Source organism: Pseudomonas sp. RIT-562 (assembly GCF_026241895.1).
In the GTDB taxonomy this organism is placed as follows: Bacteria; Pseudomonadota; Gammaproteobacteria; order Pseudomonadales; family Pseudomonadaceae; genus Aquipseudomonas; species Aquipseudomonas mandelii_F.
In genome coordinates this window covers 59,177-79,762 of sequence record NZ_JAPJIV010000012.1, presented here as the reverse complement: position 1 = coordinate 79,762, position 20,586 = coordinate 59,177, and the positions used below count along the sequence as shown (strand labels likewise).

General features: G+C 60.8%; 23 protein-coding genes. 9 read left to right on the top strand and 14 right to left on the bottom strand.

Annotated elements, in window-relative coordinates:
* Positions 1 to 36: 36 nt before the first annotated feature.
* Positions 37 to 1,479 (bottom strand): methyl-accepting chemotaxis protein, encoded by a 1,443-nt coding sequence (locus ORL50_RS16205; protein ID WP_416236033.1) that lies wholly within the window; start codon positions 1,477 to 1,479, stop codon positions 37 to 39.
* Between the two features lie 383 nt (positions 1,480 to 1,862).
* Positions 1,863 to 2,267, bottom strand: coding sequence for a TraR/DksA family transcriptional regulator (locus ORL50_RS16200; protein WP_007907888.1), 405 nt, complete (start codon positions 2,265 to 2,267; stop codon positions 1,863 to 1,865).
* Positions 2,268 to 2,630: 363 nt separating this feature from the next.
* Between ORL50_RS16200 and ORL50_RS16195 the strand changes: the two genes are divergently transcribed.
* Positions 2,631 to 3,242, top strand: a complete 612-nt coding sequence (locus tag ORL50_RS16195; protein ID WP_266016417.1) for a glutathione S-transferase — start codon at positions 2,631 to 2,633, stop codon at positions 3,240 to 3,242.
* A gap of 158 nt (positions 3,243 to 3,400) precedes the next feature.
* On the opposite strand, the gene ORL50_RS16190 is transcribed toward ORL50_RS16195, so the two are convergent.
* Positions 3,401 to 4,333, bottom strand: coding sequence for a hypothetical protein (locus ORL50_RS16190; RefSeq protein ID WP_266016416.1), 933 nt, complete (start codon positions 4,331 to 4,333; stop codon positions 3,401 to 3,403).
* A gap of 268 nt (positions 4,334 to 4,601) precedes the next feature.
* Between ORL50_RS16190 and ORL50_RS16185 the strand changes: the two genes are divergently transcribed.
* Together ORL50_RS16185 and ORL50_RS16180 are read left to right on the top strand one after the other, a co-directional pair.
* Positions 4,602 to 5,285 (top strand): response regulator transcription factor, encoded by a 684-nt coding sequence (locus tag ORL50_RS16185; protein WP_266016415.1) that lies wholly within the window; start codon positions 4,602 to 4,604, stop codon positions 5,283 to 5,285.
* Entirely contained in the window at positions 5,263 to 6,657 is a 1,395-nt protein-coding gene (locus tag ORL50_RS16180; protein WP_266016414.1) for a sensor histidine kinase, read from the top strand. Before ORL50_RS16185 ends, ORL50_RS16180 begins: the two co-directional genes overlap by 23 nt.
* A gap of 273 nt (positions 6,658 to 6,930) precedes the next feature.
* Here ORL50_RS16180 and ORL50_RS16175 read toward each other — a convergent pair whose 3' ends face one another.
* The 3 genes from ORL50_RS16175 to ORL50_RS16165 are packed head-to-tail and all read right to left on the bottom strand — an operon-like array spanning position 6,931 to position 9,192.
* Complete coding sequence (locus tag ORL50_RS16175) at positions 6,931 to 7,341, bottom strand: SRPBCC family protein (RefSeq protein WP_266016413.1); 411 nt, start codon at positions 7,339 to 7,341, stop codon at positions 6,931 to 6,933.
* 34 nt (positions 7,342 to 7,375) lie between these two features.
* Positions 7,376 to 8,173, bottom strand: coding sequence for an SDR family NAD(P)-dependent oxidoreductase (locus ORL50_RS16170; RefSeq protein WP_266016412.1), 798 nt, complete (start codon positions 8,171 to 8,173; stop codon positions 7,376 to 7,378).
* A gap of 2 nt (positions 8,174 to 8,175) precedes the next feature.
* Positions 8,176 to 9,192 carry an aldo/keto reductase gene (locus ORL50_RS16165; RefSeq protein ID WP_266016411.1) on the bottom strand — a complete coding sequence of 339 codons (1,017 nt, stop codon included), beginning with the start codon at positions 9,190 to 9,192 and terminating at the stop codon, positions 8,176 to 8,178.
* A gap of 117 nt (positions 9,193 to 9,309) precedes the next feature.
* Between ORL50_RS16165 and ORL50_RS16160 the strand changes: the two genes are divergently transcribed.
* Positions 9,310 to 10,194 carry a LysR substrate-binding domain-containing protein gene (locus ORL50_RS16160; protein ID WP_266016410.1) on the top strand — a complete coding sequence of 295 codons (885 nt, stop codon included), beginning with the start codon at positions 9,310 to 9,312 and terminating at the stop codon, positions 10,192 to 10,194.
* A gap of 83 nt (positions 10,195 to 10,277) precedes the next feature.
* Positions 10,278 to 11,204: a LysR substrate-binding domain-containing protein gene (locus ORL50_RS16155; protein WP_266016512.1), complete on the top strand. Its 927-nt coding sequence runs from the start codon at positions 10,278 to 10,280 to the stop codon at positions 11,202 to 11,204.
* Here the strand turns inward: ORL50_RS16155 and ORL50_RS16150 are convergent.
* Entirely contained in the window at positions 11,119 to 11,712 is a 594-nt protein-coding gene (locus ORL50_RS16150) for a DinB family protein (protein ID WP_266016409.1), read from the bottom strand. The genes ORL50_RS16155 and ORL50_RS16150 overlap by 86 nt on opposite strands.
* Positions 11,713 to 11,896: 184 nt before the next feature.
* Here ORL50_RS16150 and ORL50_RS16145 point away from each other — a divergent pair, with 184 nt between their 5' ends.
* Positions 11,897 to 12,214: a DUF2388 domain-containing protein gene (locus ORL50_RS16145; RefSeq protein ID WP_266016408.1), complete on the top strand. Its 318-nt coding sequence runs from the start codon at positions 11,897 to 11,899 to the stop codon at positions 12,212 to 12,214.
* 121 nt (positions 12,215 to 12,335) lie between these two features.
* On the opposite strand, the gene ORL50_RS16140 is transcribed toward ORL50_RS16145, so the two are convergent.
* From ORL50_RS16140 to ORL50_RS16120, 5 genes are all read right to left on the bottom strand, one after another.
* A complete protein-coding gene (locus tag ORL50_RS16140) occupies positions 12,336 to 13,013 on the bottom strand; it encodes an HAD-IA family hydrolase (protein WP_266016407.1) in 678 nt (225 codons plus the stop codon).
* 51 nt (positions 13,014 to 13,064) lie between these two features.
* The gene (locus ORL50_RS16135) at positions 13,065 to 13,475 is read right to left on the bottom strand and encodes a response regulator (RefSeq protein WP_266016406.1); all 411 of its coding nucleotides are present in this window, start codon (positions 13,473 to 13,475) and stop codon (positions 13,065 to 13,067) included.
* A gap of 144 nt (positions 13,476 to 13,619) precedes the next feature.
* Positions 13,620 to 13,898, bottom strand: coding sequence for a pentapeptide MXKDX repeat protein (locus ORL50_RS16130; RefSeq protein ID WP_266016405.1), 279 nt, complete (start codon positions 13,896 to 13,898; stop codon positions 13,620 to 13,622).
* 66 nt (positions 13,899 to 13,964) lie between these two features.
* Positions 13,965 to 14,750 carry a molybdopterin-dependent oxidoreductase gene (locus ORL50_RS16125; RefSeq protein WP_266016404.1) on the bottom strand — a complete coding sequence of 262 codons (786 nt, stop codon included), beginning with the start codon at positions 14,748 to 14,750 and terminating at the stop codon, positions 13,965 to 13,967.
* Positions 14,747 to 15,358, bottom strand: a complete 612-nt coding sequence (locus ORL50_RS16120; protein ID WP_266016403.1) for a cytochrome b/b6 domain-containing protein — start codon at positions 15,356 to 15,358, stop codon at positions 14,747 to 14,749. Before ORL50_RS16120 ends, ORL50_RS16125 begins: the two co-directional genes overlap by 4 nt.
* 172 nt (positions 15,359 to 15,530) lie before the next feature.
* Here ORL50_RS16120 and ORL50_RS16115 point away from each other — a divergent pair, with 172 nt between their 5' ends.
* A complete protein-coding gene (locus ORL50_RS16115) occupies positions 15,531 to 16,466 on the top strand; it encodes a class I SAM-dependent methyltransferase (RefSeq protein WP_266016402.1) in 936 nt (311 codons plus the stop codon).
* 19 nt (positions 16,467 to 16,485) lie between these two features.
* Here ORL50_RS16115 and ORL50_RS16110 read toward each other — a convergent pair whose 3' ends face one another.
* Both ORL50_RS16110 and ORL50_RS16105 read right to left on the bottom strand, forming a co-directional pair.
* The gene (locus ORL50_RS16110; protein WP_266016401.1) at positions 16,486 to 17,235 is read right to left on the bottom strand and encodes an HvfC family RiPP maturation protein; all 750 of its coding nucleotides are present in this window, start codon (positions 17,233 to 17,235) and stop codon (positions 16,486 to 16,488) included.
* The gene (locus tag ORL50_RS16105; RefSeq protein WP_266016400.1) at positions 17,228 to 18,061 is read right to left on the bottom strand and encodes an HvfB family MNIO-type RiPP peptide maturase; all 834 of its coding nucleotides are present in this window, start codon (positions 18,059 to 18,061) and stop codon (positions 17,228 to 17,230) included. The genes ORL50_RS16110 and ORL50_RS16105 overlap by 8 nt, the downstream gene beginning before the upstream one ends.
* 384 nt (positions 18,062 to 18,445) lie before the next feature.
* Between ORL50_RS16105 and ORL50_RS16100 the strand changes: the two genes are divergently transcribed.
* Both ORL50_RS16100 and ORL50_RS16095 read left to right on the top strand, forming a co-directional pair.
* Positions 18,446 to 19,492, top strand: coding sequence for a class I SAM-dependent methyltransferase (locus ORL50_RS16100; protein ID WP_266016399.1), 1,047 nt, complete (start codon positions 18,446 to 18,448; stop codon positions 19,490 to 19,492).
* A gap of 89 nt (positions 19,493 to 19,581) precedes the next feature.
* Positions 19,582 to 20,424, top strand: coding sequence for an NAD-dependent protein deacetylase (locus ORL50_RS16095; RefSeq protein WP_266016398.1), 843 nt, complete (start codon positions 19,582 to 19,584; stop codon positions 20,422 to 20,424).
* Positions 20,425 to 20,586 lie beyond the last annotated feature (162 nt).

Below are 20,586 nucleotides of genomic sequence, written 5' to 3'. Positions count from 1 at the left end.
AGCTTCGTTGCCGAACCGGTAACAATGGCCGCCCGGTCAGCGCGGGCTCTCTGGTTTATAGCCCAGGCGCAAACCACCCCAATGACGCCCTTTGAGCAGGATCGGCACCGAGAGATCGTGCATCAATTCGCCAGTGTCGCGGGTGTAGGTTTGCAGGAGCACCGGTTGCTGGTGGCTGCCACAGCGAATTCCCGTGCGATCGGCAAACTTGCGCTTGGTGCGATTGTGCAGCGCGTCCATCTGCGCATCGCCGGTTAAAGGCTGGCTGAATATTTTGTTGTGGGTCGGCACGTAACCTTGCTGGGTGCAGGCGATGGCGAACACCAGGCCTTCGTGACGCGCCAGCAGTGGCTCCTGAATGGTCGGCAATGTCTGGTCGGTATAACGATCGAAACGGGTATGGAATTTTGCCGGATCAGTGTTCGGGATTGCCTGGTAGCTGCGATCGAACAGGTCATCAAGGCTGATTTTCCCCTGGTCAATGTCAGCCTCGAAACGCGCCGTGATCTGGCTTGCGCCTTCAAGGGCAAGGTCGTAGATGCGTTGGTGGTAGTCGTCCAGGCCAACTTCGGCGAGGCGCTCACTGATGGTTTCGGCCTGCCCTTCCATTTGCACCGCCGCCAGGGCCAGGCGCCGGGTCTGCTGGTCGCTGACCGCCAGATCGCTGCGCATTTGCTCGATGGCGTGAAACAGGCTGTCCAGTTGCTCGCGATTGGTCGCCGCGCCCTGGGCGATCTCGCCTACCTGATTCTCGACTCCCGCCGCCAGCCGCGCAATGTTCTCCAGGTGCTGGCCGGTTTGCTCGACCTGCTCGACACCCTGGTCGAGGTCGCTGGACAACTGACGAATCTGCTCCACCACCTGCGCGGTGCGTTGCTGGATGTCGGCGACCATTTCACCGACTTCACCGGTGGCCGTCGCGGTGCGTGCAGCCAGGCCGCGCACTTCATCGGCGACCACCGCAAAACCACGGCCGTGTTCACCCGCACGGGCCGCTTCGATGGCCGCGTTCAAGGCCAGCAGATTGGTCTGGCTGGCGATGGACTGGATGACCAGCGTGACCCGCTGGATATCGTCACTGCGCAGGCTCAAGGCTTCGATCATTTCCCGGCTGCTGCTGGCGCGCTGGCTGAGCTGGTGCATGCGCGTGATCGATTCGACCAGCTGCGAACGCCCGGCCGCGCTGCTGTGATGCGCCTCGCTGGCGGCGCCCAGGGCTTGCTGGCTGAGCTGTGAGGTGACTTGTTCGGTGGCGATCAGCACCTCGGCGCTGCTGACGATTTGCGCGGCAGCACCCAATTGCGACTGCAGACGGTCGGCCAATTGCTTGACCGAGTACGCGACTCCCGCGGCTGACAGCGCATTGTGGCTGGTGGCGTAGGAAAGATCGCGGGTCAACTCGGCGATGCCGTCGCACTGGTCGCCAGGCAGCTCAACAGCGGTGCGCTGGCGCAGGCGCGGCAGCCAGACAATCAGCATGGCCAGCGGCAGGCCGACAGCCAGCGACCAGCCTCCCAGCGAGATGCCCCATAGCAGGAGCAGCAGCGCCACGCTTTGCAACGTCGGCGTAAGCCAGCGGTTGCGTGTCGCCGGTACTGCTGCCGGCACTGGCCCAACCAGAGATCCGTCTCTCGTCATCTTCGTCACCCCACGTATCTTCTAATTGTTGTATCCGCATTTAACGCCACTACATGGCCATTATCCATGGTCCATTAGTCGTGGGTCTTGCAGCAGATCAATAGAAGCGTGTGAGGTTTTCTGCAGACGTGCAAAAGCATCGCGGGCAAGCCTGGCTCCTGCATAGTCCGCATGGGACCTGTGGGAGCAAGGCTTGCCCGCGATGGGGGCGCTACGAAACTAAATCAGGCCTGACGCTGGTGCTTGTCGATCTGTTCGTGACGCTCTTGCGCTTCGATGCAGTACTTGGTGGTCGGGCTGATCAGCAGACGCTTGAGGCCGATGGCCTCGCCGCTGTCATCGCACCAGCCGAAGCTGTCTTCCTTGATGCGCTCCAGGGCTTGTTCCAACTGAGGCAGCATGCGCTGGTCGCGATCGATCGCGTTGACCAACCAGGTACGCTCTTCTTCAACGGAAGCAGCATCGGCCGGATCGGCTGGGGTGTCCAGGCTCTCGATGGCGATGCGGTTCTGTTCGATGCGCTCGTGGGTTTCGACTTTCATGTTCTGCAACAGCTCGGAGAAAAAAGCATGTTGCTCGGCATTCATGTAGTCATCCGCCGGCATGGCCAGCAACTTGTCCTTTGTCATTGATATCTCTATAAAAAAACGTGCATTAAGGCGAATTAGGGAGCGTTCCGCTGGGCCTCGGAAGGCCAACGCAAAGGCGCCATTTATTCCAAGCGCCACCCGGCACTCAATTTACGAGGGGCGGCAGTCTAAGGCCGACTTGAGGCCTCAGCAACTGAAAAGACAGTGAATTTGTCCGACAAGACCCCGAAAATGCTCTGCGGCAGTCGTTGCAGTGGTTATCGGAGTGCGTTTATAGCAAGAAATTCAATCCAGTGGCTGTATATAGAGGACAAACGGCGGCCCACCGCTTCATCTATTGCACCGCGCCGAACCTGAGCTAAGGTTGAGCGTCGGCAATGGCCATCCCCAAGGAGAATATCTATGAAGTTGATCGGAATGCTGGATTCGCCTTATGTGCGGCGCGTCGCCATTTCCGCCAAGTGCCTGGGCATCGCCCTGGAACATCAGTCGGTGTCGGTGTTTCGTCACTTCGAGCAGTTCCAGCAGATCAATCCCGTGGTGAAGGCACCGACCCTGGTGCTGGACAACGGCGATGTACTGATTGATTCGACGCTGATCATCGACTACCTGGAGGCGCTGGCCGGCCCGGGCAAGTCGCTGATGCCCAGTGAACTCGCGCAACGCTTGCGGGCGCTGCGCCTGACTGGCCTGGCACTGGCAGCCTGCGAAAAATCCGTTCAGCTTTATTACGAGCGCAACCTGCGGCCGGCCGAAATCCAGTTCGAGCCTTGGGTGGAACGGGTTGAAGGACAACTGGCGGCGGCTTATTCGGCGCTTGAGCGCGAGCTGGAGTTTGCGCCATTAAACACCGATGGTTCGATCGACCAAGCCGGCATCAGCGTGGCGGTGGCCTGGAGCTTCTCCAAGCTGGTAGTGCCAGAACAGATAAATGCCGGGCAATTCCCGCGGATCAGTCAGTTCACCGCGTACGCCGAGCAGTTGGAAGAATTCCTCGACACGCCGATTGAATGAGCTGCGCATAAACAAAAAAGCCGCTTCTACCAGAGGCAGAAGCGGCAGGAGCACCAGCTCCAGGTCTATCAGTGCATAAACAGGGCGATCAGGATGATGATCGGGATCGGTACACCGAGAAAGAACAACAGTAATGAGCGCATGAGGTTTCTCCTGGTTTAACGAATAGAGTTAGTAGTGGTGACGTAGGCGTCAGATTCGACATACACCACCGCATCCCGACGACGACCGCCGAAGGTTGCAGCGAAGCTGGCGAAGAAGGCACCGATCAGCAGCGCAACGAACATCCACAAGGTGGTAGTTGCAGCCACTTTGGCAGCGGTGTCGGCAGCTTCCTTGGCGGCCTGCTTGGCGTCAGCTACGGCTTTCTGGGTGCGGGCATACACTTCGTCAACGCGACGTTCGGCATCGGCCTGGGTCAGGTTGGTGCGCTGGGCAACCAGTTGCGCAAGGTAGGTACGGTCCTCGGCGGCAAGTTGGCCGTCGTTCAGGCTGCGTACGAAGATGCGGGTAACGGTGCCACGGGCGGCGTCATCGCTGACGGCGGCTGGACGGTCGTCACGAAACAGGCTGTCGATGAAATAGCCGTACTGATCACTGTCGGTATTACCAGCTGCAGAACCTGCGGCCTGAGTAGCAACGCTGGCGGCACCGCCAATAGCGCTGGCACCGGCTTGTACGCCGCCACTGATGATGCTGCTGACCGAGCCGACTACTAGAGTGGCTGCAACCAGTGTGGCGACACACCAGGAGAGGAAGCCGTGAGCGGTGTCACGGAAATACACTTCATCACCGTGCATGTTGGCCCATTTGACCCGCAGGCGACCGGCAATATAGCCACCCAGACCCGATGCGACGATTTGCGTAAACGCCAGCCAGACTATCGTGGAAATGCCCAGGCCCTTGGCGCTCACGCCTTCATTGGCCCAGGGGGAAACTGCCGAAAAACCGAGACCGAAGCCAAGCAATACCAGGATCAGCGACAACGCTGCCGCTGCAGCGGCACCGGCGAAAATCGCACCCCAGGAAACGCCCGACCGCGCGTTTGATTCTTCTGCGGCAGGATAGAAACCATCCGAGGATCTATTCATTATTGTGTCGCTCCAGGCAGGAAAGATGTTGTTACAAGTAGCTGCCTGAATAATTGCAGTCGGCGTGCCAAACCGATGATTTGAATAACTCTATATATTTCAAAGATTTATAAAAATTGAACTTGCGAAAACCATGCAAAATGCAACGAAACGCTGATATCAGCGGGTTTTATGCATTGCATCGCCGAATGAATTTTTATTTAGAAAGAACCAGCGGTTTTGTTGGCAAAATGTGTCCCACCGTTGTGAATCCCAATCAGGCCCGCCAATGACCCGAATCTTGACCATCGAAGACGACGCAGTGACCGCCCGGGAAATCGTCGCCGAACTCAGCAGCCACGGCCTCGACGTGGACTGGGTAGACAACGGCCGTGAAGGTCTGGCGCGGGCAGTCAGTGGCGACTACGACCTGATTACTCTCGATCGTATGTTGCCCGAGCTGGATGGCCTGGCGATCGTCACCACCTTGCGCACCATGGGAGTGGCCACGCCTATCCTGATGATCAGCGCCCTCTCCGACGTCGATGAGCGGGTTCGCGGGTTGCGCGCCGGCGGCGACGATTACCTGACCAAGCCCTTTGCCACCGATGAAATGGCGGCCCGGGTGGAAGTGCTGCTGCGCCGGCAGAACACGGTGACCGCCCAGGTGACCACGCTGCGGGTGGCGGACCTGGAGTTGAACCTGATCAGCCACGAAGCCAGCCGCGACGGCCAACTGCTGACATTGCTGCCCACCGAATACAAATTGCTCGAATTCCTGATGCGCAATACCGGGCAGATCCTTTCGCGCATGATGATCTTCGAGGAGGTTTGGGGTTATCACTTCGACCCGGGCACTAACCTTATCGACGTGCACATCGGCCGCCTGCGCAAAAAGATCGACCCACCCGGCAATGCCCCACTAATTCGGACCGTGCGAGGCTCGGGTTATGTCATTGCCGAACCCCTCTAACGGCTGGCGGTCCTCCAGCAGCCGGCTGCTGGCGCTCTACAGTTCGCTGTTCGTGATCTGGAGCGGGATTCTGATGGGGGTGATGTATTACGAGGTGTCCGCCTACCTCGACAACCTGGCCAAACATTCGCTGTTGCAACGCCAGCACCTGTTCTCACATTTCCAGGGCCAGCAATTGCTCGATGCCCTCGCCGTCAGCATGACTTTCGACATCCGCGGCATCGACGCCTATGGCCTGTTCGACGATCAGCACCGTTACCTCAGTGGCGCCCTGGACCACATCCCCAAAGGCCTGGCCCTGGACGGCAAGATTCACATGCTCGGCGACTGCGCCGATTCCGATGACCCGAGCCTGCCCGCCGACAGCTGTGACGCGGTGGCCACCCAGACCCTGGATGGTCGCTGGCTGATCCTGGTGCGCGACAACGGCTCGCTGTTCGCGGTGACCCGGATCATCCTGCACGCGCTGTTCTGGGGAGTGACCCTGACCATTGTTCCGGGCATCGCTGGCTGGCACCTGTTGCGCCGCCGCCCCCTGCGGCGGATTCGCGCAATCCAGGCGAGCGCCGAGGCGATCGTCGCCGGCGACCTGACCCGCCGCCTGCCGCTGTCCAACCGCCGCGACGAACTGGACATGCTAGCGGCCATCGTCAACGCCATGCTTGAACGCATCGAGCGCCTGATGAACGAGGTCAAGGGCGTCTGTGACAACATCGCCCATGACCTGCGCACGCCCCTGACCCGCCTGCGGGCGCAGCTTTACCGGATTCAGCAACAGGCGGGCGACGGCTCACCGCTGGCCGCCCAGCTTGATTCAGTGCTGGGTGAAGCGGATACCCTGATGGCCCGCTTTCGTGGTTTATTGCGCATTTCCGAGCTGGAAGACCGCCAGCGACGCTCCGGTTTTGTGCTGCTGGACCCGGTGCCAATGCTGCAGGAGCTACATGATTTTTACCTGCCGCTGGCGGAAGAAGGCGAATTGCGATTCACGCTGCAGCTGCCGGATGCGTTGCCACCGCTGAATGGCGATCGGGCGTTGTTGTTCGAGGCGGTGGCCAATCTGTTGAGCAACTCGATCAAGTTCACGCCGCCGGGTGGCCAGGTAATCTTGCGCGGGATCGATGCGGGTGGGCATACGCGAATCGAAGTGCTCGACTCTGGCCCTGGCATTGCGCTGGCGGAGCGAGAAGCGGTGTTCCGGCGCTTCTATCGCGCCGAAGGCGGCAATCAGCAAAGCGGATTTGGTCTGGGTCTATCGATCGTCGCCGCGATTGTCAGCCTGCATGGCTTCACGCTTGAGGTCGGTGAAAGCGAACTAGGTGGCGCGCGGTTGGTGCTGGAGTGCAGGCAAAACCTCATTGCCCAAAGCTGATGCTACCGCCCGCAAGATCGCCATCGCCGGCAAGCCGGGCTCCTACGGATGTGTGCCGAGCCCAATTCCTGCATACACCCCGATCAACCGTAGGAGCCTGGCTTGCCAGCGATGGCATCCGCAAGATCGCATCGCCGGCAAGCCGGGCTCCTACGGATGTGTGCCGAGCCCAAATCCCGCGTACACCCCGATCACCTGTAGGAGCCTGGCTTGCCAGCGATGGCGTCCGCAAGATCGCATCGCCGGCAAGCCGGGCTCCTACAGGTACGGCGTTTACGCGGGGTAATTGCTGCGCAAGGCCTCCACCCCGCCCTGATAAATCCCAGTAAACAGCTCCACCACTTCTGCCTCGGTCACGCCCACCGGCGTGAACTGCCCCGACCACGTCACCCTTGCCACCTCGCCCAGGGGTTCAACACGGATAGTCGCCAGATAATCCTTCGCCGGAAACGGCGCCTGCAGAATCGAATAGCTGTAAGTCTTCCCGGCGTTATCAAACGACTCAAGCCGCTCAACCACCACGGCGCCGTCCGAGGTTTGCAGGGTGCGCACGCGCCCGCCTTCGCTCAGCTCGCTTTTGGGAATGAACGGCAGCCACTCCGGCAGCGAATTGAAGCCGCCAATCAATTGCCAAACCTGGTCGGCCGAGGCCGGGATATCGATGAACGCTGATGCAGTTGCCATGTATGTTTTCTCTCTCAATCGATCCATTAAAAATTCAGATCGCCATGCTGTCGACGACACCGCCATCGACCCGCAAAGCGGCACCGGTGGTGGCCGACGACAATGGCGAAGCAATATACGCCACCAGATTCGCCACTTCCTCGACATCCGCCACTCGCTGGATGATCGAAGTCGGGCGCGCCTTGCGCACAAAGGCGTCAGCTTCATCCCGGGCACTGCGACCGGACTTGGCGGTGGCGTCCTTGAGCATCTGCTCCAGGCCATCGGTGAACGTCGGGCCGGGCAAAATAGCGTTCACCGTTACCCCTGTGCCCGCCAGCCGCTTGGCCAGGCCATGGGACACCGCGAGGTTGGCGCTTTTGGTCACGCCGTAGTTGATCATGTCCGCCGGCGTCGCCACCCCGGATTCCGAAGACAGGAAAATCACCCGCCCCCAACCTTGCTTGACCATGTCCGGCACATAATGCCGGGACAGGCGCACGCCGGAAATCACGTTGACCTCATAGAAGCGCGTCCATTCACTGTCCGGCGCGTCGAAGAAATCCACTTCGTTGAAGATCCCCAGATTGTTCACCAGGATGTCCGCCCGCGGCTCGGCGGCGAACAACTGCTCTGCGCCTTCTGCGGTGCCGAGGTCGGCCGTCAGGCCACGCAACCGCGCGCCCGGCACGCTCTGACGGATGCTTGCCAGGGCCTGCTCGACCTTGGCGGTATCCCGGCCGATTACCACCACCGTCGCCCCCGATTCGGCCAGCGCCTTGCTGATGCCCAGGCCAATTCCAGCAGTGCTGCCACTGACAATCGCCAGTTTCCCGCTCAGATCAATTTTCATGCTCATGCTCCCATCGTTGGCAACGGCGCCCGTTCGGACACCAGTTTCGCTTCACGCATCGCCTGCCAGAACGCCGCAGGAATAACCGCCGACAACGCCGCCACATCTTCGGCAATCCGCCCCGGGCGACTGGAGCCGGGAATCACTGCCGCCACGGCCGGGTTAGCCAGGGAGAACTGCAACGCTGCGGCTTTAATGTCGACCCCATGGGCCGCCGCAATGCGCTTGATCTGCGCGACTTTGTCGACGATCTGCGGGCTGGCCTTCTGGTACTCAAAATGCGCACCACCGGCCAGAATCCCCGAACTGTAAGGGCCACCGACCACAATTTCGACATTCTGCGCCAGGGCCGAGTCCATCAAACGCTGCAAGGCACGGTCGTGATCAAGCAAGGTATAACGCCCAGCCAGCAGAAACCCGTCCGGCTGCGCTTCAGTCAGATCCAGCGTCAGCTCACACGGCTCGACCTTGTTCACGCCCAGACCCCAGCCCTTGATCACGCCTTCTTCACGCAAGCGCGTCAGCACCTTGAACGCACCGGTACGAGCCTGGTTGAAGTATTCGAGCCATTGATCGCCATAAAAATCCTGGGCGATATCATGCACCCAGACGATGTCCAGGCGATCGGTTTGCAGGCGCTTGAGGCTGTCCTCGACCGAGCGCAGCGTCGCGTCGGCGCTGTAGTCATTAACAATTTTGTTCGGTCGGCCGTGCTCGAATACCCCGCTCTTCTCGCCCAGATCCCGGGCAGCGGCGTCTTCGACTTCATCGAGGATTACCCGACCCACTTTGCTGCTCAGCACGTAGTCGTCGCGCTTGTACTGGGCCAATGCAGCCCCTAGACGAATTTCCGCCAGGCCCGAGCCATAGAATGGTGCGGTGTCGAAATACCGCACGCCGGCATCCCAGGCTGCGTGAACGGTGGCCATTGCCTCTTCTTCAGGAATGGCGCGGAACATGTTGCCCAAAGGCGCGGTACCGAAACCCAGGGCGCCTGGCAGTTTGTCTTTCAAGCTCATGATGCAAACCTCGTCGTATTCAGAAATCGGTCAAGCGACCGTTGAGCAGATTCTGGATTGTGATGATCGGACCGTCCAAGACATAATACGCAGCACTTGAGTCCCCATAGGTCTGATATGATCGACATCCGCCAATTGCGTTACTTCGTTGCTGTCGCCGAAGAAGAGCATGTCGGCCGCGCCGCCGAGCGCCTGCACATCTCCCAGTCGCCCTTGAGCCGGCAGATCGCCCAACTCGAAGAACGCCTGGGTCTGACCCTGTTCGAGCGCAGCCAGCAACGCATCCGCCTGACCCGCGATGGCCAGACCTTCCTTGCCGAAACCCGCGCCCTGCTCACCCACGCCAACCGCCTGGAGTCCCTCGGCAAACGCCTGGGCCGCGGCGAAGAAGGCGGCCTGTGCATTGGCTATATCGAAAACGCCATGCATGCCGGAGTGCTGCCCAATGCCTTGCGCGTGCTGCGAGTCGAGCGTCCAAACGTCCACGTTGCGCTGTACAACCTGAGCTCCGTCGAACAACTCGAAGGCCTGCGTCAGCGTAGTCTGGATATCGCACTTGTCAGCGAACCGCCGACCGACGACGACCCCGACCTGCTGGGATTCCAGGTCCTCGACGACCCGATGCTCCTGGCCCTGCCCGAGCACCACCCGCTGGCTCAGCAAACCCTACTGACGCCTGCGGACCTGGCCACCCAGGAATGGATCGGAGTGCAACACCGGCAGAACTGCGCCAGCCGCGAAGACTTCGTCAGCGCCTGCATCCGCGCAGGCTTTACCCCCGACATCCGCATGGAAGCCACCGAACCTTTCACCGCCTTGGGCCTGGTGGCGTCAGGGCTGGGGATTGCGATGATTCAGAAGGGGTTGAGCCGCAATGCGCCGCCGGGGGTGGTGCTGCGGGAAGTGCCCTGGATTGTGTTCACCACGCCGTTGTGGGCGGCCTGGCACCGGATCAATTTGCGCCCATTGGTGGAGACGTTCAGGAAGGTGTTGACCGACTAAAGCCTGGAATGAGTCAACCAGACGACCCCTTCCCGGCTTTGCTGCTTTACTCAACTAACCCGAAAATCCTGCGAGCCACCACCATGAACCGCAACGACCTGCGCCGCGTGGACATGAACCTGCTGGTGATCTTCGAGACCCTGATGTTCGAGAGGAACCTCACCCGGGCCGGAGAAAAGCTGTTCCTCGGCCAGCCTGCGGTGAGTGCAGCGTTGGCGCGGTTGCGCGATTTGTTCGATGACCCGTTACTGGTGCGCAATGGCCGCAGCCTTGAACCGACCCAGCGCGCCCTGCAGATTCTCAAGGAGTTGCAGCCGGCGATGGACACCATTTCCGGGGCGGTCAGCCGGGCCAAGGATTTTGACCCGTCGACCAGTCGCGACGTGTTTCGTATCGGCCTGTCCGATGATGCCGAGTTTGGCCTGTTTCCACCCCTGCTCAAGCAGATCCGCGAAGAGGCACAGAACGTCGTGGTGGTGGTGCGGCGGGTGAATTTCCTGTTGATGTCATCGATGCTCGCCAGCGGCGAGATTTCCGTCGGCATCAGCTACACCACCGAGCTGCCGGCCAACGCCAAGCGCAAGAAATTGCGCGACCTGAGCGTGAAAATCCTGCGCGGCGACGACCGGCCGGGACCTCTCACCCTGGATGAATTCTGTGAGCGGCCGCATGCCCTGGTGTCGTTTTCCGGGGACCTGACCGGGGCGATCGATAACGACCTGGCGCGCATCGGCCGTTCGCGCCGGGTGGTGTTGGCGGTCCCGCAGTTCTCCGGCCTGCGCGCATTGCTGGCGGGTACCGAGATGCTGGCGACGGTGCCGGACTACGCTGCGTGCGCCTTGATCGAAGGCAGCGGCCAGTTGCGTGCCGACGATCCGCCCTTCGACATTGTGTTGTCGCAGCTGTCGATGGTGTGGAACGGGGTCAACGATAACGATCCGGCAGAACGTTGGTTGCGCTCGCGAATAGCCCAACACATGTCGGCGCCGCTGCCGGTGCCTTCTGCGTAGTGAACTGCGGATCATGCTCGCGCAAAAACACCGGCAAGTCCGTCACCGGTGGCATCGCCGGGATCTCGAAATACATCTGCACCACCCAGCCGCGGTGGTAGCTCGCATGGTTGATCACATGCATCAGCATCGCTCCGGCGGTCATGGTGCCGCTCTCGCCGGAGACGAAGGCAAACTCGACGGGTTTGAGCAGCGAAGCATCGGTCTGCCGCGTGCTCCAGTCGCAGTACCAGTGATCGATGTCCTTTTGCGCCTGGCGCAGTTCGGGAAGTTCGGCGTGGAGCAGATCGTGTGAAGTCTTGAAGCCGTGTCCCCGGCCTTCGAGGTGGGCTTGCCAGATGCAATCCACTACGTAGATGTGGTTCAAGGTGCCAATCATATTGCTGAACACCGACGCCCGCTGTTTATCGACTTCACCCGGTGGCAGTGCAGCGAGGCTGTCGAAAAGGCGCAGATCCGCCCAGCGTTTGTAATCGGCAAGCAGGCAGGCTGTGGCTGTGTTGATCATTGCAGTTCTCCCATTGCGATGGGCGCACTGGCAAGCATAGACCCGGTGAGCCGCAGCGGCCCGGGGCCTGATCATCGGTAGCGTGAAATGATTATCTGCCCCGCCAAGGAACTACTGAGCCCCGGCGAGCATCCTAAGCTATGAGATATTTCCCTTACGCTTCAAGCTGTCGGAGGACACCGTCATGCGCCGTCTAATCCTCGTTTCTTCCCTGGTACTCTGTTTGCCGTTCGGTTCTGCCATGGCCAAAGTCGATGCCGGCGATGTTGCCACTTCGGCCGGGGTTTCAGCTTCGCTGTATTCGACGTTCAAGGATCACAAACTGATGATTCCCGCCAAGGACGATGCCTCAAGCTTCGTTGCCAGCGGTGGGGCGATTCGGGGAGTGTATTTGGAGTCGGTAATGCAGCAGATTCGCCAGGACAATCCCGGTTTGAATGCCACCGATGAAGACCTGGCTCGGGCGATCCTGATCAATGATGGTGCTGCGTCGGGGCAATAAGCTCGACCCAAGTCCTGCGACACCTCTGTAGGAGCTGCCGAAGGCTGCGATCTTTTGATCTTTGGCGCGTCCACACCCGCTGTGGATCAAAAGATCGCAGCCTTCGGCAGCTCCTACGCGGTTAACCTGCGAAAACTTTTTGCAGGCCAATACTCCCATCTGCAGCCACTGCGACACTCACCCGCTCATAGTCTTTCAGCGTCGCATGAGGCGTCTCGATCGGGTGCGGATGAGTCGAAGTGATCACCAACAGATCAGCCCCTGACGCTTCAGCCGCCTGAATGCCAACCGTGGCATCTTCGAAAATCAGGCAGTCGTCAATCTTGACCCCCAAACGCTCAGCCGCCAGCCGGTAACCGGCAGGATCAGGCTTGCCCGCGCTGACATCCTCGGCGGTGATCATCACCGCGGGTGCAGCAATACCGGCCGCCGCCAAGCGGCGCAACGCCAGTGCTCGAGGTGCGGAAGTGACTATTGCCCACTGCCTGGCAGGTAATGACTGCAGAAATCGCGCAGCGCCTGAAACTTCGACAATCCCTTGCACATCCTCGATCTCAGCCTGGGTTACCCATGCTGCCTCCGCCTGTGCATCTATGCCTGTCAGCCCCTGACGGTTAACCGTGTCGATGGCGCGGGCGCCATGAATGGTCGGCAGGAACGCGGCGATATCCAGACCATGGCGCCGAGCCCAGGTGGTCCAGATACGCTCTGCGGCAGCAATGGAGTTGAGAACGGTGCCATCCATGTCGAACAGAAAAGCGCGGTAAGAGGTGGTGAAAACAGCGTCGTCAGCAGGCAAAAGCAGACTTCCTATCCAGGTAACGGGCGGGTTTTCACGCAATGTACATGATCAACGTTGCACCGGGGCAGTCTTCAATGCCCCTTCAACGCAATCGAGCAATTGCCCAAGCGCCCAAGGCTTTTTGATGAACGAGACATGGTGCCGTACTCCGGAAGTCTCCGGCGTTTCGAAACCCGACATGATCATGATCGGCTTGTTCGGCCAACGATCGCCGAACTGGTTCGCCAGGTCAGCGCCGTTAAGCTTGCCGGGCATGGTGATGTCGGTCAGCAACAAACTGACCTTGTTGGAGTGCTCCTCCAGATAGGCCGAGGCTGCGTCCGCGCTGATTTGTGGCTCGACGGTAAAACCTTCTTCCTGAAGAATTTCGCAGAGAAACTCCAGGATCAACGGATCATCCTCGACCACAAGAATCAACCCGTTGGGAAGGTGATCGCTTGCCGTTGTGACTGGACTCATGACGCTGCCACTCCCTGATTGCTCAAAAATTTCGCGGGCTCAAATCCGCTGCTTACAGGTATGAGCAGCGGACTCGGCGGAAATTCATTTTTGATACAGGCAGTCGACGAAATCAGGCGTCCAGCCTACGAGGCCAGGCGAGATTTACTGTGCCATATCGTCCTTCTTCATGGCGTCGTTCGACATTGCATCTTTCTTCATGCCGTCTTTCTTCATGCCGTCTTTGCTCATCGAGTCCTTGGACATTTCCTTGTTCGTTGAATCCTTACTCATACCATTGTTTTTCATCTGGTCTTTTTTCATCGCATCCTTGGACATCGAGTCCTTGCTCATGCCGTCGTTACTCATCGAGTCGGCGGCAAACACGCTGCCGGCACCGACAGCAAGGCACATGGACAGAACAACGCTGGTCAATTTTTTCATGGTGGATCTCCTGACGCTGGGATTGCGAATGGACGCAGCACGGGCTGCGCGGTTGAATTCGGGGGGTCAGCTGCCACCAAACCAGTTGTAGCCCTGGTCTTCCCAGTAGCCACCGGAGTAAGTGTTGCTGACGAAAATCGCCTGGATATGCTTGGGATTCTTGTAGCCCAGCTTGGTCGGCATGCGCAGCTTCATCGGGAAGCCGTACTCACGCGGCAGCACCGCGCCGTCGTAGGTCAGTGCCAGCAGCGTTTGCGCGTGCAGTGCGGTGGCCATGTCGATGCTGGTGTAGTAATCGTCCGCGCATTTGAAACCGACATACCTGGCGTCCGTATCGGCGCCGATGCGCCTGAGGAAATCGCTGAAGCGCACCCCGCCCCAGCGACCGATCGCGCTCCAGCCTTCGACACAAATGTGCCGGGTGATCTGCTCGGTCTGGGCCATGGCGCGCAGCTCCTCCAGACGCCAGCTGCGTTTGTCGGCGACCAGTCCGGTGACTTCCAGGCGATAACTGTCGGCTTCGACGCTCGGCGCTTCGTCGATGCCGTAAAAGGCGTTGAACGGAAATGGCCGGGTGATCATCGATGCCGGATAGGTTGGCGCCAGTGCGTTGGGGTTGAACAACCAACCCTGCACTCGATCGTTGAAACGCGACATGGAAGACAAGGCAGTCTCGACGCTGTCGTTGTCGGTCAGGTTGCAGCCGGACAACATCGCCACGCCGCCCAAGGTCAGGCCGCGCAGCAGGAACGAACGGCGCGAGCGATCTTCGATTTGCGGGGCGATGATTTTGCGGGCGTCGGCGAGAATGGATGTTTCATCCAGCCCCGGTCCCTGGATGGGCTTTTTCATAATGGCTCCTTGTGACCGAACAGCATCGCGACCAAGGTTTTCGGGACCAGCGCGACCATCACCAGATGCACCGCGACAAACCCCAGCAACAACGCCATGGCAATAAAGTGCACGTGCCGCGCCGTTTCGTAGCCACCCAGCAACTCGCGCAGCAAGGGAAATTGCACGGACTTCCACAGCACCAGTCCGGAGACCACCAGCAGCACGATGTCGAGCATTACGAACAGGTAGGCCAGCCGCTGCACCTGGTTGTACTGGCGCAGGTCCGCATGGCCCAGTTTTCCCCTGAACGCAGCCAGCAGGTCGTGCCCAACCCCCTTGGGCGACAGGGGAAAAAACCGTCGCGACAGGCGCCCACTGAACAAGTTGACCAGCAGATAAATGAGGCCGTTGAAAGCCAACAACCACATCACCGCAAAGTGCCATTGCAGTGCCCCGCCGAGCCAGCCACCCAAAGTGATCGAGGCGGGAAAACTGAAATCGTAGAGCGGCGAGGCGTTGTAGATGCGCCAGCCGCTGGTGACCATTACCAGCACGGCCAGGGCATTGAGCCAGTGGGTCAGCCTGAGCCAGCGCGGATGAGTGCTGACCGTGGGTTGCTGCGACATGGTGGCTCTCCCGGCGGCGGTTGTTGTTCGTTGAAGCCGAGTATGTGGGCGGCCAGATCGCCAAATCCTCACGAAAAGTTAAATTAAACGTGATAAGTCCCGACGCCTGGAAAGCAGGCTTCGGCCAAAGTTGTGGTTAAATGCCGCCCCCTCAAATGACCGAAGCAGGCCGATGAATCCAGACGCGCTCACCCTTCTCCACGCTCATCTGCTGACCGCCGTGGCAGACGCCCCCGCAGAAACCCGCCGGCTGTTCCACGGCCGCGGGCGTTGCTGGCCGGGCCTTGAGCAGGTGACGGTCGACTGGTTGCAAGGGGTGGTGCTGGTGTCCCTGTTCAAGGAACCCCCAGCGCCGCAACTGGCGGCGTTGAAGGCCGACCTGCTGCGTCTTGCCGCCTCACCCGCGTGGCTGGCGTGCGGCGCCCATACCCTGGCGCTGCAGCATCGCTACATGCTGCAAAGCACCACCGAGTGGCTGGTGGGGGATGCGCTCGATGACCTGACCATCACCGAGGGTGGCCTGCATTATCGGGTCGACCTGGGCCGCAAGCAGAACAATGGCCTGTTCCTCGATATGCGTTACGGACGTGACTGGGTTCGGGCCAATTCACAGGGCAAACGGGTACTCAATCTGTTCGCCTACACCTGCGGCTTCTCGGTAGCGGCGATCGAGGGTGGCGCCGAGCACGTGGTCAACCTGGACATGTCCAGCGCGGCCCTGAGTCGTGGTCGCGACAATCACCGATTGAACGGCCACGACCTCGGCAAGGTGACGTTCCTGGGGCACGACTTGTTCAAGTCCTGGGGCAAGGTGATCGGCAAGGGCCCCTATGACCTGGTGATCATCGACCCGCCGTCCTTCCAGAAAGGCAGCTTTCTGCTGACCAAGGACTACCAGCGGGTCCTGCGTCGACTGCCGGAGCTGCTCGCGCAAGGCGGCACTGTTCTGGCCTGCATGAATGACCCGGCGCTGGGTGCGGACTTCCTGATCGAGGGCGTGACCCGCGAAGCGCCGAGCCTGCGCTTTGAACAACGGCTGGAAAATCCGCCGGAGTTTCCGGACACGGATATCGAGTGTGGGTTGAAGGCTTTGGTGTTTCGGCTGTAGTCCAGCCTGGCCCGCAAGCTCAACGGCCTACCCCGCCCACCACGCCTTCGCCGTGCAGCTGCTGCAACAAGGCCAGGCCGCTTGCCATAAAAACAGGCACATCCGCAGCACCTGCCTCCCGCGCCAGGCCCTGCAGCTGGGCTCGCCCATCCAGTGCGGGAAACTCCTCGATCCGCTGCAACAGGCGCCAGGTCAACGGGCTCAGTTGCGAAAACTTCACGCTCCAGTCCTCGGCCCGCCGTACCAGCAGCAAGGTTGGCTGGGCCGGCGGCGTTTGTGGCTGGAAGTCCGGCCCGACCTGCTGAACCGGCCAGGCGTACGCCAATGGCCAGGCCAGTGGCGAAATCTGTAGCGGTCGCTCCAGCAGCAACCCGGCAGAGCTGGCCGGCAAGGGTTCGGCATCGGACTGCTGCAAAGCCATCTCGACCCATTCGTAGTGCGCCAGCTCGACCATGAATCCAGGCCAGTCACCCGACGGGATACGGGCGAGAAAGCCCACGAACTCCTCGGCGATCTCGGCAAATTTTGGCGTGCGCGCGCGGTGGTCTCGCAGGAAACTGCGTACCAGCACACGCCAGCGCGCATCGCCGAGGATCCTGATCAGCACTGGAAAAGTGCCACTGAGCAACTGCGACAGGTTGGCGAAGATCAGGTCGCGGTAGACCTCGGCCCGCGCCACGTCCATTTCGACTGGCGGCGCGCAGTGCTCGGGGTCACGCAGGTAACGGCCAAGGGTGCGCTGTTGCTGAAACAGACTGGGCTTATCCACGACTGCCCCCTGCGGCCTGCAGACGGCGGATGGTCTGCAGTTCGGCGACCAGTTCGGCAAAGGCCGGAAAATTGAAGTCCCGCTCGAGCAGCGTCGGTTGTGCGCCGAAGCGAGCATAGGCCTGCGCCAGCAATGACCAGACTGCCGGTTTCACCGAGGCACCATGGGTGTCGATTTTCAAAGTATCCGACTGATCAAAATGCCCCGCTACGTGCATGCCCACCACCCGCCCCGCCTCGATGCCTTGCAGGAAGGCCCGCGGATCAAAACCGTGATTGATCGAATTGACGTACACATTGTTGACGTCCAGCAGCAGGTCACAATCAGCTTCGCGCAGCACTGCATTGGTGAAGGTGACTTCGTCCATGTCCTGGCGCGGCGCCGCGTAATAGGACACGTTCTCCACCGCCAGGCGCCGGCCCAGGATGTCCTGGGCCTGGCGAATCCGCGCGGCAACGTGATGCACCGCTTCCTCGGTGAATGGCAGTGGAAGCAAGTCGTAGAGGTGGCCGTCATCGCTGCAGTAGCTCAGGTGTTCGCTGTACAGCGGCACTTTGTAGTGGTCGAGAAAAACCCTGACTTCGCGCAGAAATTCGACGTCCAGGGGCGTCGGCCCGCCGAGGGACAGCGACAAGCCGTGGCACGACAGCGCAAACCTTTCCGCCAGGGCTCGCAACGCCGCACCGTGCGCGCCTCCGATGCCAATCCAGTTTTCCGGGGCGACTTCGAGGAAGTCGAAATCACCTGCAGGAGCGGCCTGCAGGTCCTTCATCAGGCCGCGACGCAGGCCGAGGCCGACGCTGGCTGTGGGGATGGCTGTGGTCATGAGGTTGATCCCGGGGTGATGAATCGGATGGCCAGTTAAGCGCCGGGATGTATCAGGCCTGTGTTCGTTTGCACCCATGAGTTGTGGGCAACTGTATCGTCAGCCGTGTTGGATACACTCCAATACAAGCACCCCTGTAGGAGCCTGGCTTGCCAGCGATGGCGCCCTCAAGATCGCCATCGCCGGCAAGCCAGGCTCCTACAGAAAAGCTTGCTCCAGCTGACACTTTCGTCGCCGAAAAATGCACCTCATCGTCTGCGAACTAGACTTAATGCACACAGGACACCCCCCAACCGTCCTGTTCATTCCCACGACCACCGCCCAGTGGCGAACGCTTTGAATCCCCCCGCCCTGGACCGTGATCCTGCCAAAGGAGCACACGTGATGGACGAGGCCAGACTCAACGATTTCATGGGCAAATTGATCAACGACATGGGCGGCGCCGCGATGCTCGCCAACGTCATCCTCGGCGAAGAGCTGGGGCTGTACCGGGCGATGGCGGACAGTCAACCCATTACTCCCGAAGCACTGGCCGACAAGACCGGCTGCAATCCGCGGCTGCTGCGTGAATGGCTCAGCGCGCACGCCGCGTCGGGCTATATGGAACACACTGACGGCCAGTTCCGCCTGCCTGAAGAGCAGGCCCTGGCGCTGGCGGTCGAAGACTCTGCGGTGTACGTGGCCGGTGGAGTCGGCGTGGTCGCGTCGTTTTTCCACGACAAGGACAAACTGGTCAATGCCATGCGTGGCAACGGGGCCCTGGCCTGGGGCGATCACCATCCGTGCATGTTCAGCGGCACCGAGCGCTTCTTCCGACCTGGCTACAAGGCGCACCTGATCGCCGAATGGCTGCCGGCCCTGGATGGGGTGGTCGCCAAGCTGGAGGCCGGGGCGAAGGTCGCGGACATTGGCTGTGGCCATGGCGCGTCCACGGTGATCATGGCCCAGGCGTTTGCGAATTCGCGGTTCGTGGGGTTCGACTACCACGCGCCCTCCGTCAGCGTCGCCACCCAGCGCGCCGAAGAAGGTGGCGTGGCCGGGCGCGCGCGGTTCTTCCAGGGCACCGCCAAGAGTTATCCGGGCGATGATTACGACCTGGTCTGCTACTTCGACTGCCTGCATGACATGGGCGACCCGGTGGGCGCGGCGCGGCACGCCTATCAGTCGCTGAAACCGGACGGCACGGTATTGCTGGTGGAGCCTTTCGCCAACGATGCACTTGATGACAACATTACCCCGGTGGGACGCCTGTTCTATGCTGCATCGACGTTTATCTGCACGCCCAATTCGCTGTCCCAGGAAGTCGGCCTGGGCCTCGGCGCACAGGCCGGCGAGGCGCGGCTGCGCAAGGTGTTCATGGAGGCGGGCTTCAAGACGTTTCGACGGGCGACTCAAACGCCGTTCAACCTGATATTGGAGGCGCGCAAGTAGGAGCCGGCTTGCCGGCGATGGCGTCCGTGAGATCGCCATCGCCGGCAAGCCGGGCTCCTACAATATGGAAACCTTTTGGAGTGTTGAACATGCTCAATGGCCAAATCCGCGAACAACTCGATCAGCTCAATCAGCTGATGGCCGAACAACCCTTCGCGGTGCTGACCGGAGCCGGTATCAGCACGCCTTCAGGGATTCCGGACTACCGCGACAACCAGGGTGTGCGCCGTGGCCGGCAGCCGATGATGTACCAGGAGTTTCTCTCGGCTGCCGAGTCCCGGCGCCGCTACTGGGCGCGGGCGATGCTTGGCTGGCCGCGAGTGCGCCTGGCTCAGCCGAATGCAGCGCACGAGGCATTGGCCGGGCTGCAAAGCCGCCAGCGGATCAGCGCGCTGATCACGCAGAATGTCGACGCGTTGCACGACCAGGCCGGCAGCCATGACGTGATCGAGCTGCATGGCAGCCTGCAGCGGGTGCTGTGCCTGGATTGCGGAAAGCGCAGCGAGCGAGACTCGATCCAGCACCTGATGGAACAGCGCAACCCTTACCTGGCGGGCGTCGACGCAGTGCAGGCACCAGATGGTGACACCCTGCTCGACCCTGCTTTTGAGGCGCGCTTCCAAGTGCCGAGCTGCCCGCACTGCGCCGGGGAGCGAATGAAACCGGACGTGGTGTTTTTTGGCGAGAACGTCGCGCAAGTAACGGCAGCGAAGGCCATGGCGGCGGTTGAAAAGGCTGCGGGGTTGCTGGTGGTAGGGTCGTCCTTGATGGCGTACTCGGCGTTCCGCCTGTGCCGGGCAGTGGCGGATCAGGGCAAGCCATTGATCGCGATCAATCTGGGCAAGACGCGGGCGGATGAGCTGCTGGACCTGAAGATCGAGGCTTCATGCGAACAACTGCTGCCGTTGCTGGCTCAACACCTGTCCAGCTGAGCAACGCAATCCCTGTAGGAGCCTGGCTTGCCAGCGATGGGGCCGGCAAGATCGCTATCGCCGGCAAGCCGGGCTCCTACGGGTTTGTGGCGAACCCGGTCCGTAGGGGCCGGCACGTTTGGCCTCTTCTTCGCCTGACACTCCGCCATCGCGAGCAGGCTC

Excerpts from the sequence above, each read along its gene's own strand:
- ORL50_RS16205 (WP_416236033.1), bottom strand. The coding sequence starts at position 1,479 with ATGCTGATTGTCTGGCTGCCGCGCCTGCGCCAGCGCACCGCTGTTGAG.
- ORL50_RS16200 (WP_007907888.1), bottom strand. The coding sequence starts at position 2,267 with ATGACAAAGGACAAGTTGCTGGCCATGCCGGCGGATGACTACATGAAT.
- ORL50_RS16195 (WP_266016417.1), top strand. The coding sequence starts at position 2,631 with ATGAAGTTGATCGGAATGCTGGATTCGCCTTATGTGCGGCGCGTCGCC.
- ORL50_RS16190 (WP_266016416.1), bottom strand. The coding sequence starts at position 4,333 with ATGAATAGATCCTCGGATGGTTTCTATCCTGCCGCAGAAGAATCAAAC.
- ORL50_RS16185 (WP_266016415.1), top strand. The coding sequence starts at position 4,602 with ATGACCCGAATCTTGACCATCGAAGACGACGCAGTGACCGCCCGGGAA.
- ORL50_RS16180 (WP_266016414.1), top strand. The coding sequence starts at position 5,263 with ATGTCATTGCCGAACCCCTCTAACGGCTGGCGGTCCTCCAGCAGCCGG.
- ORL50_RS16175 (WP_266016413.1), bottom strand. The coding sequence starts at position 7,341 with ATGGCAACTGCATCAGCGTTCATCGATATCCCGGCCTCGGCCGACCAG.
- ORL50_RS16170 (WP_266016412.1), bottom strand. The coding sequence starts at position 8,173 with ATGAAAATTGATCTGAGCGGGAAACTGGCGATTGTCAGTGGCAGCACT.
- ORL50_RS16165 (WP_266016411.1), bottom strand. The coding sequence starts at position 9,192 with ATGAGCTTGAAAGACAAACTGCCAGGCGCCCTGGGTTTCGGTACCGCG.
- ORL50_RS16160 (WP_266016410.1), top strand. The coding sequence starts at position 9,310 with ATGATCGACATCCGCCAATTGCGTTACTTCGTTGCTGTCGCCGAAGAA.
- ORL50_RS16155 (WP_266016512.1), top strand. The coding sequence starts at position 10,278 with ATGAACCGCAACGACCTGCGCCGCGTGGACATGAACCTGCTGGTGATC.
- ORL50_RS16150 (WP_266016409.1), bottom strand. The coding sequence starts at position 11,712 with ATGATCAACACAGCCACAGCCTGCCTGCTTGCCGATTACAAACGCTGG.
- ORL50_RS16145 (WP_266016408.1), top strand. The coding sequence starts at position 11,897 with ATGCGCCGTCTAATCCTCGTTTCTTCCCTGGTACTCTGTTTGCCGTTC.
- ORL50_RS16135 (WP_266016406.1), bottom strand. The coding sequence starts at position 13,475 with ATGAGTCCAGTCACAACGGCAAGCGATCACCTTCCCAACGGGTTGATT.
- ORL50_RS16130 (WP_266016405.1), bottom strand. The coding sequence starts at position 13,898 with ATGAAAAAATTGACCAGCGTTGTTCTGTCCATGTGCCTTGCTGTCGGT.
- ORL50_RS16125 (WP_266016404.1), bottom strand. The coding sequence starts at position 14,750 with ATGAAAAAGCCCATCCAGGGACCGGGGCTGGATGAAACATCCATTCTC.
- ORL50_RS16120 (WP_266016403.1), bottom strand. The coding sequence starts at position 15,358 with ATGTCGCAGCAACCCACGGTCAGCACTCATCCGCGCTGGCTCAGGCTG.
- ORL50_RS16115 (WP_266016402.1), top strand. The coding sequence starts at position 15,531 with ATGAATCCAGACGCGCTCACCCTTCTCCACGCTCATCTGCTGACCGCC.
- ORL50_RS16105 (WP_266016400.1), bottom strand. The coding sequence starts at position 18,061 with ATGACCACAGCCATCCCCACAGCCAGCGTCGGCCTCGGCCTGCGTCGC.
- ORL50_RS16100 (WP_266016399.1), top strand. The coding sequence starts at position 18,446 with ATGGACGAGGCCAGACTCAACGATTTCATGGGCAAATTGATCAACGAC.
- ORL50_RS16095 (WP_266016398.1), top strand. The coding sequence starts at position 19,582 with ATGCTCAATGGCCAAATCCGCGAACAACTCGATCAGCTCAATCAGCTG.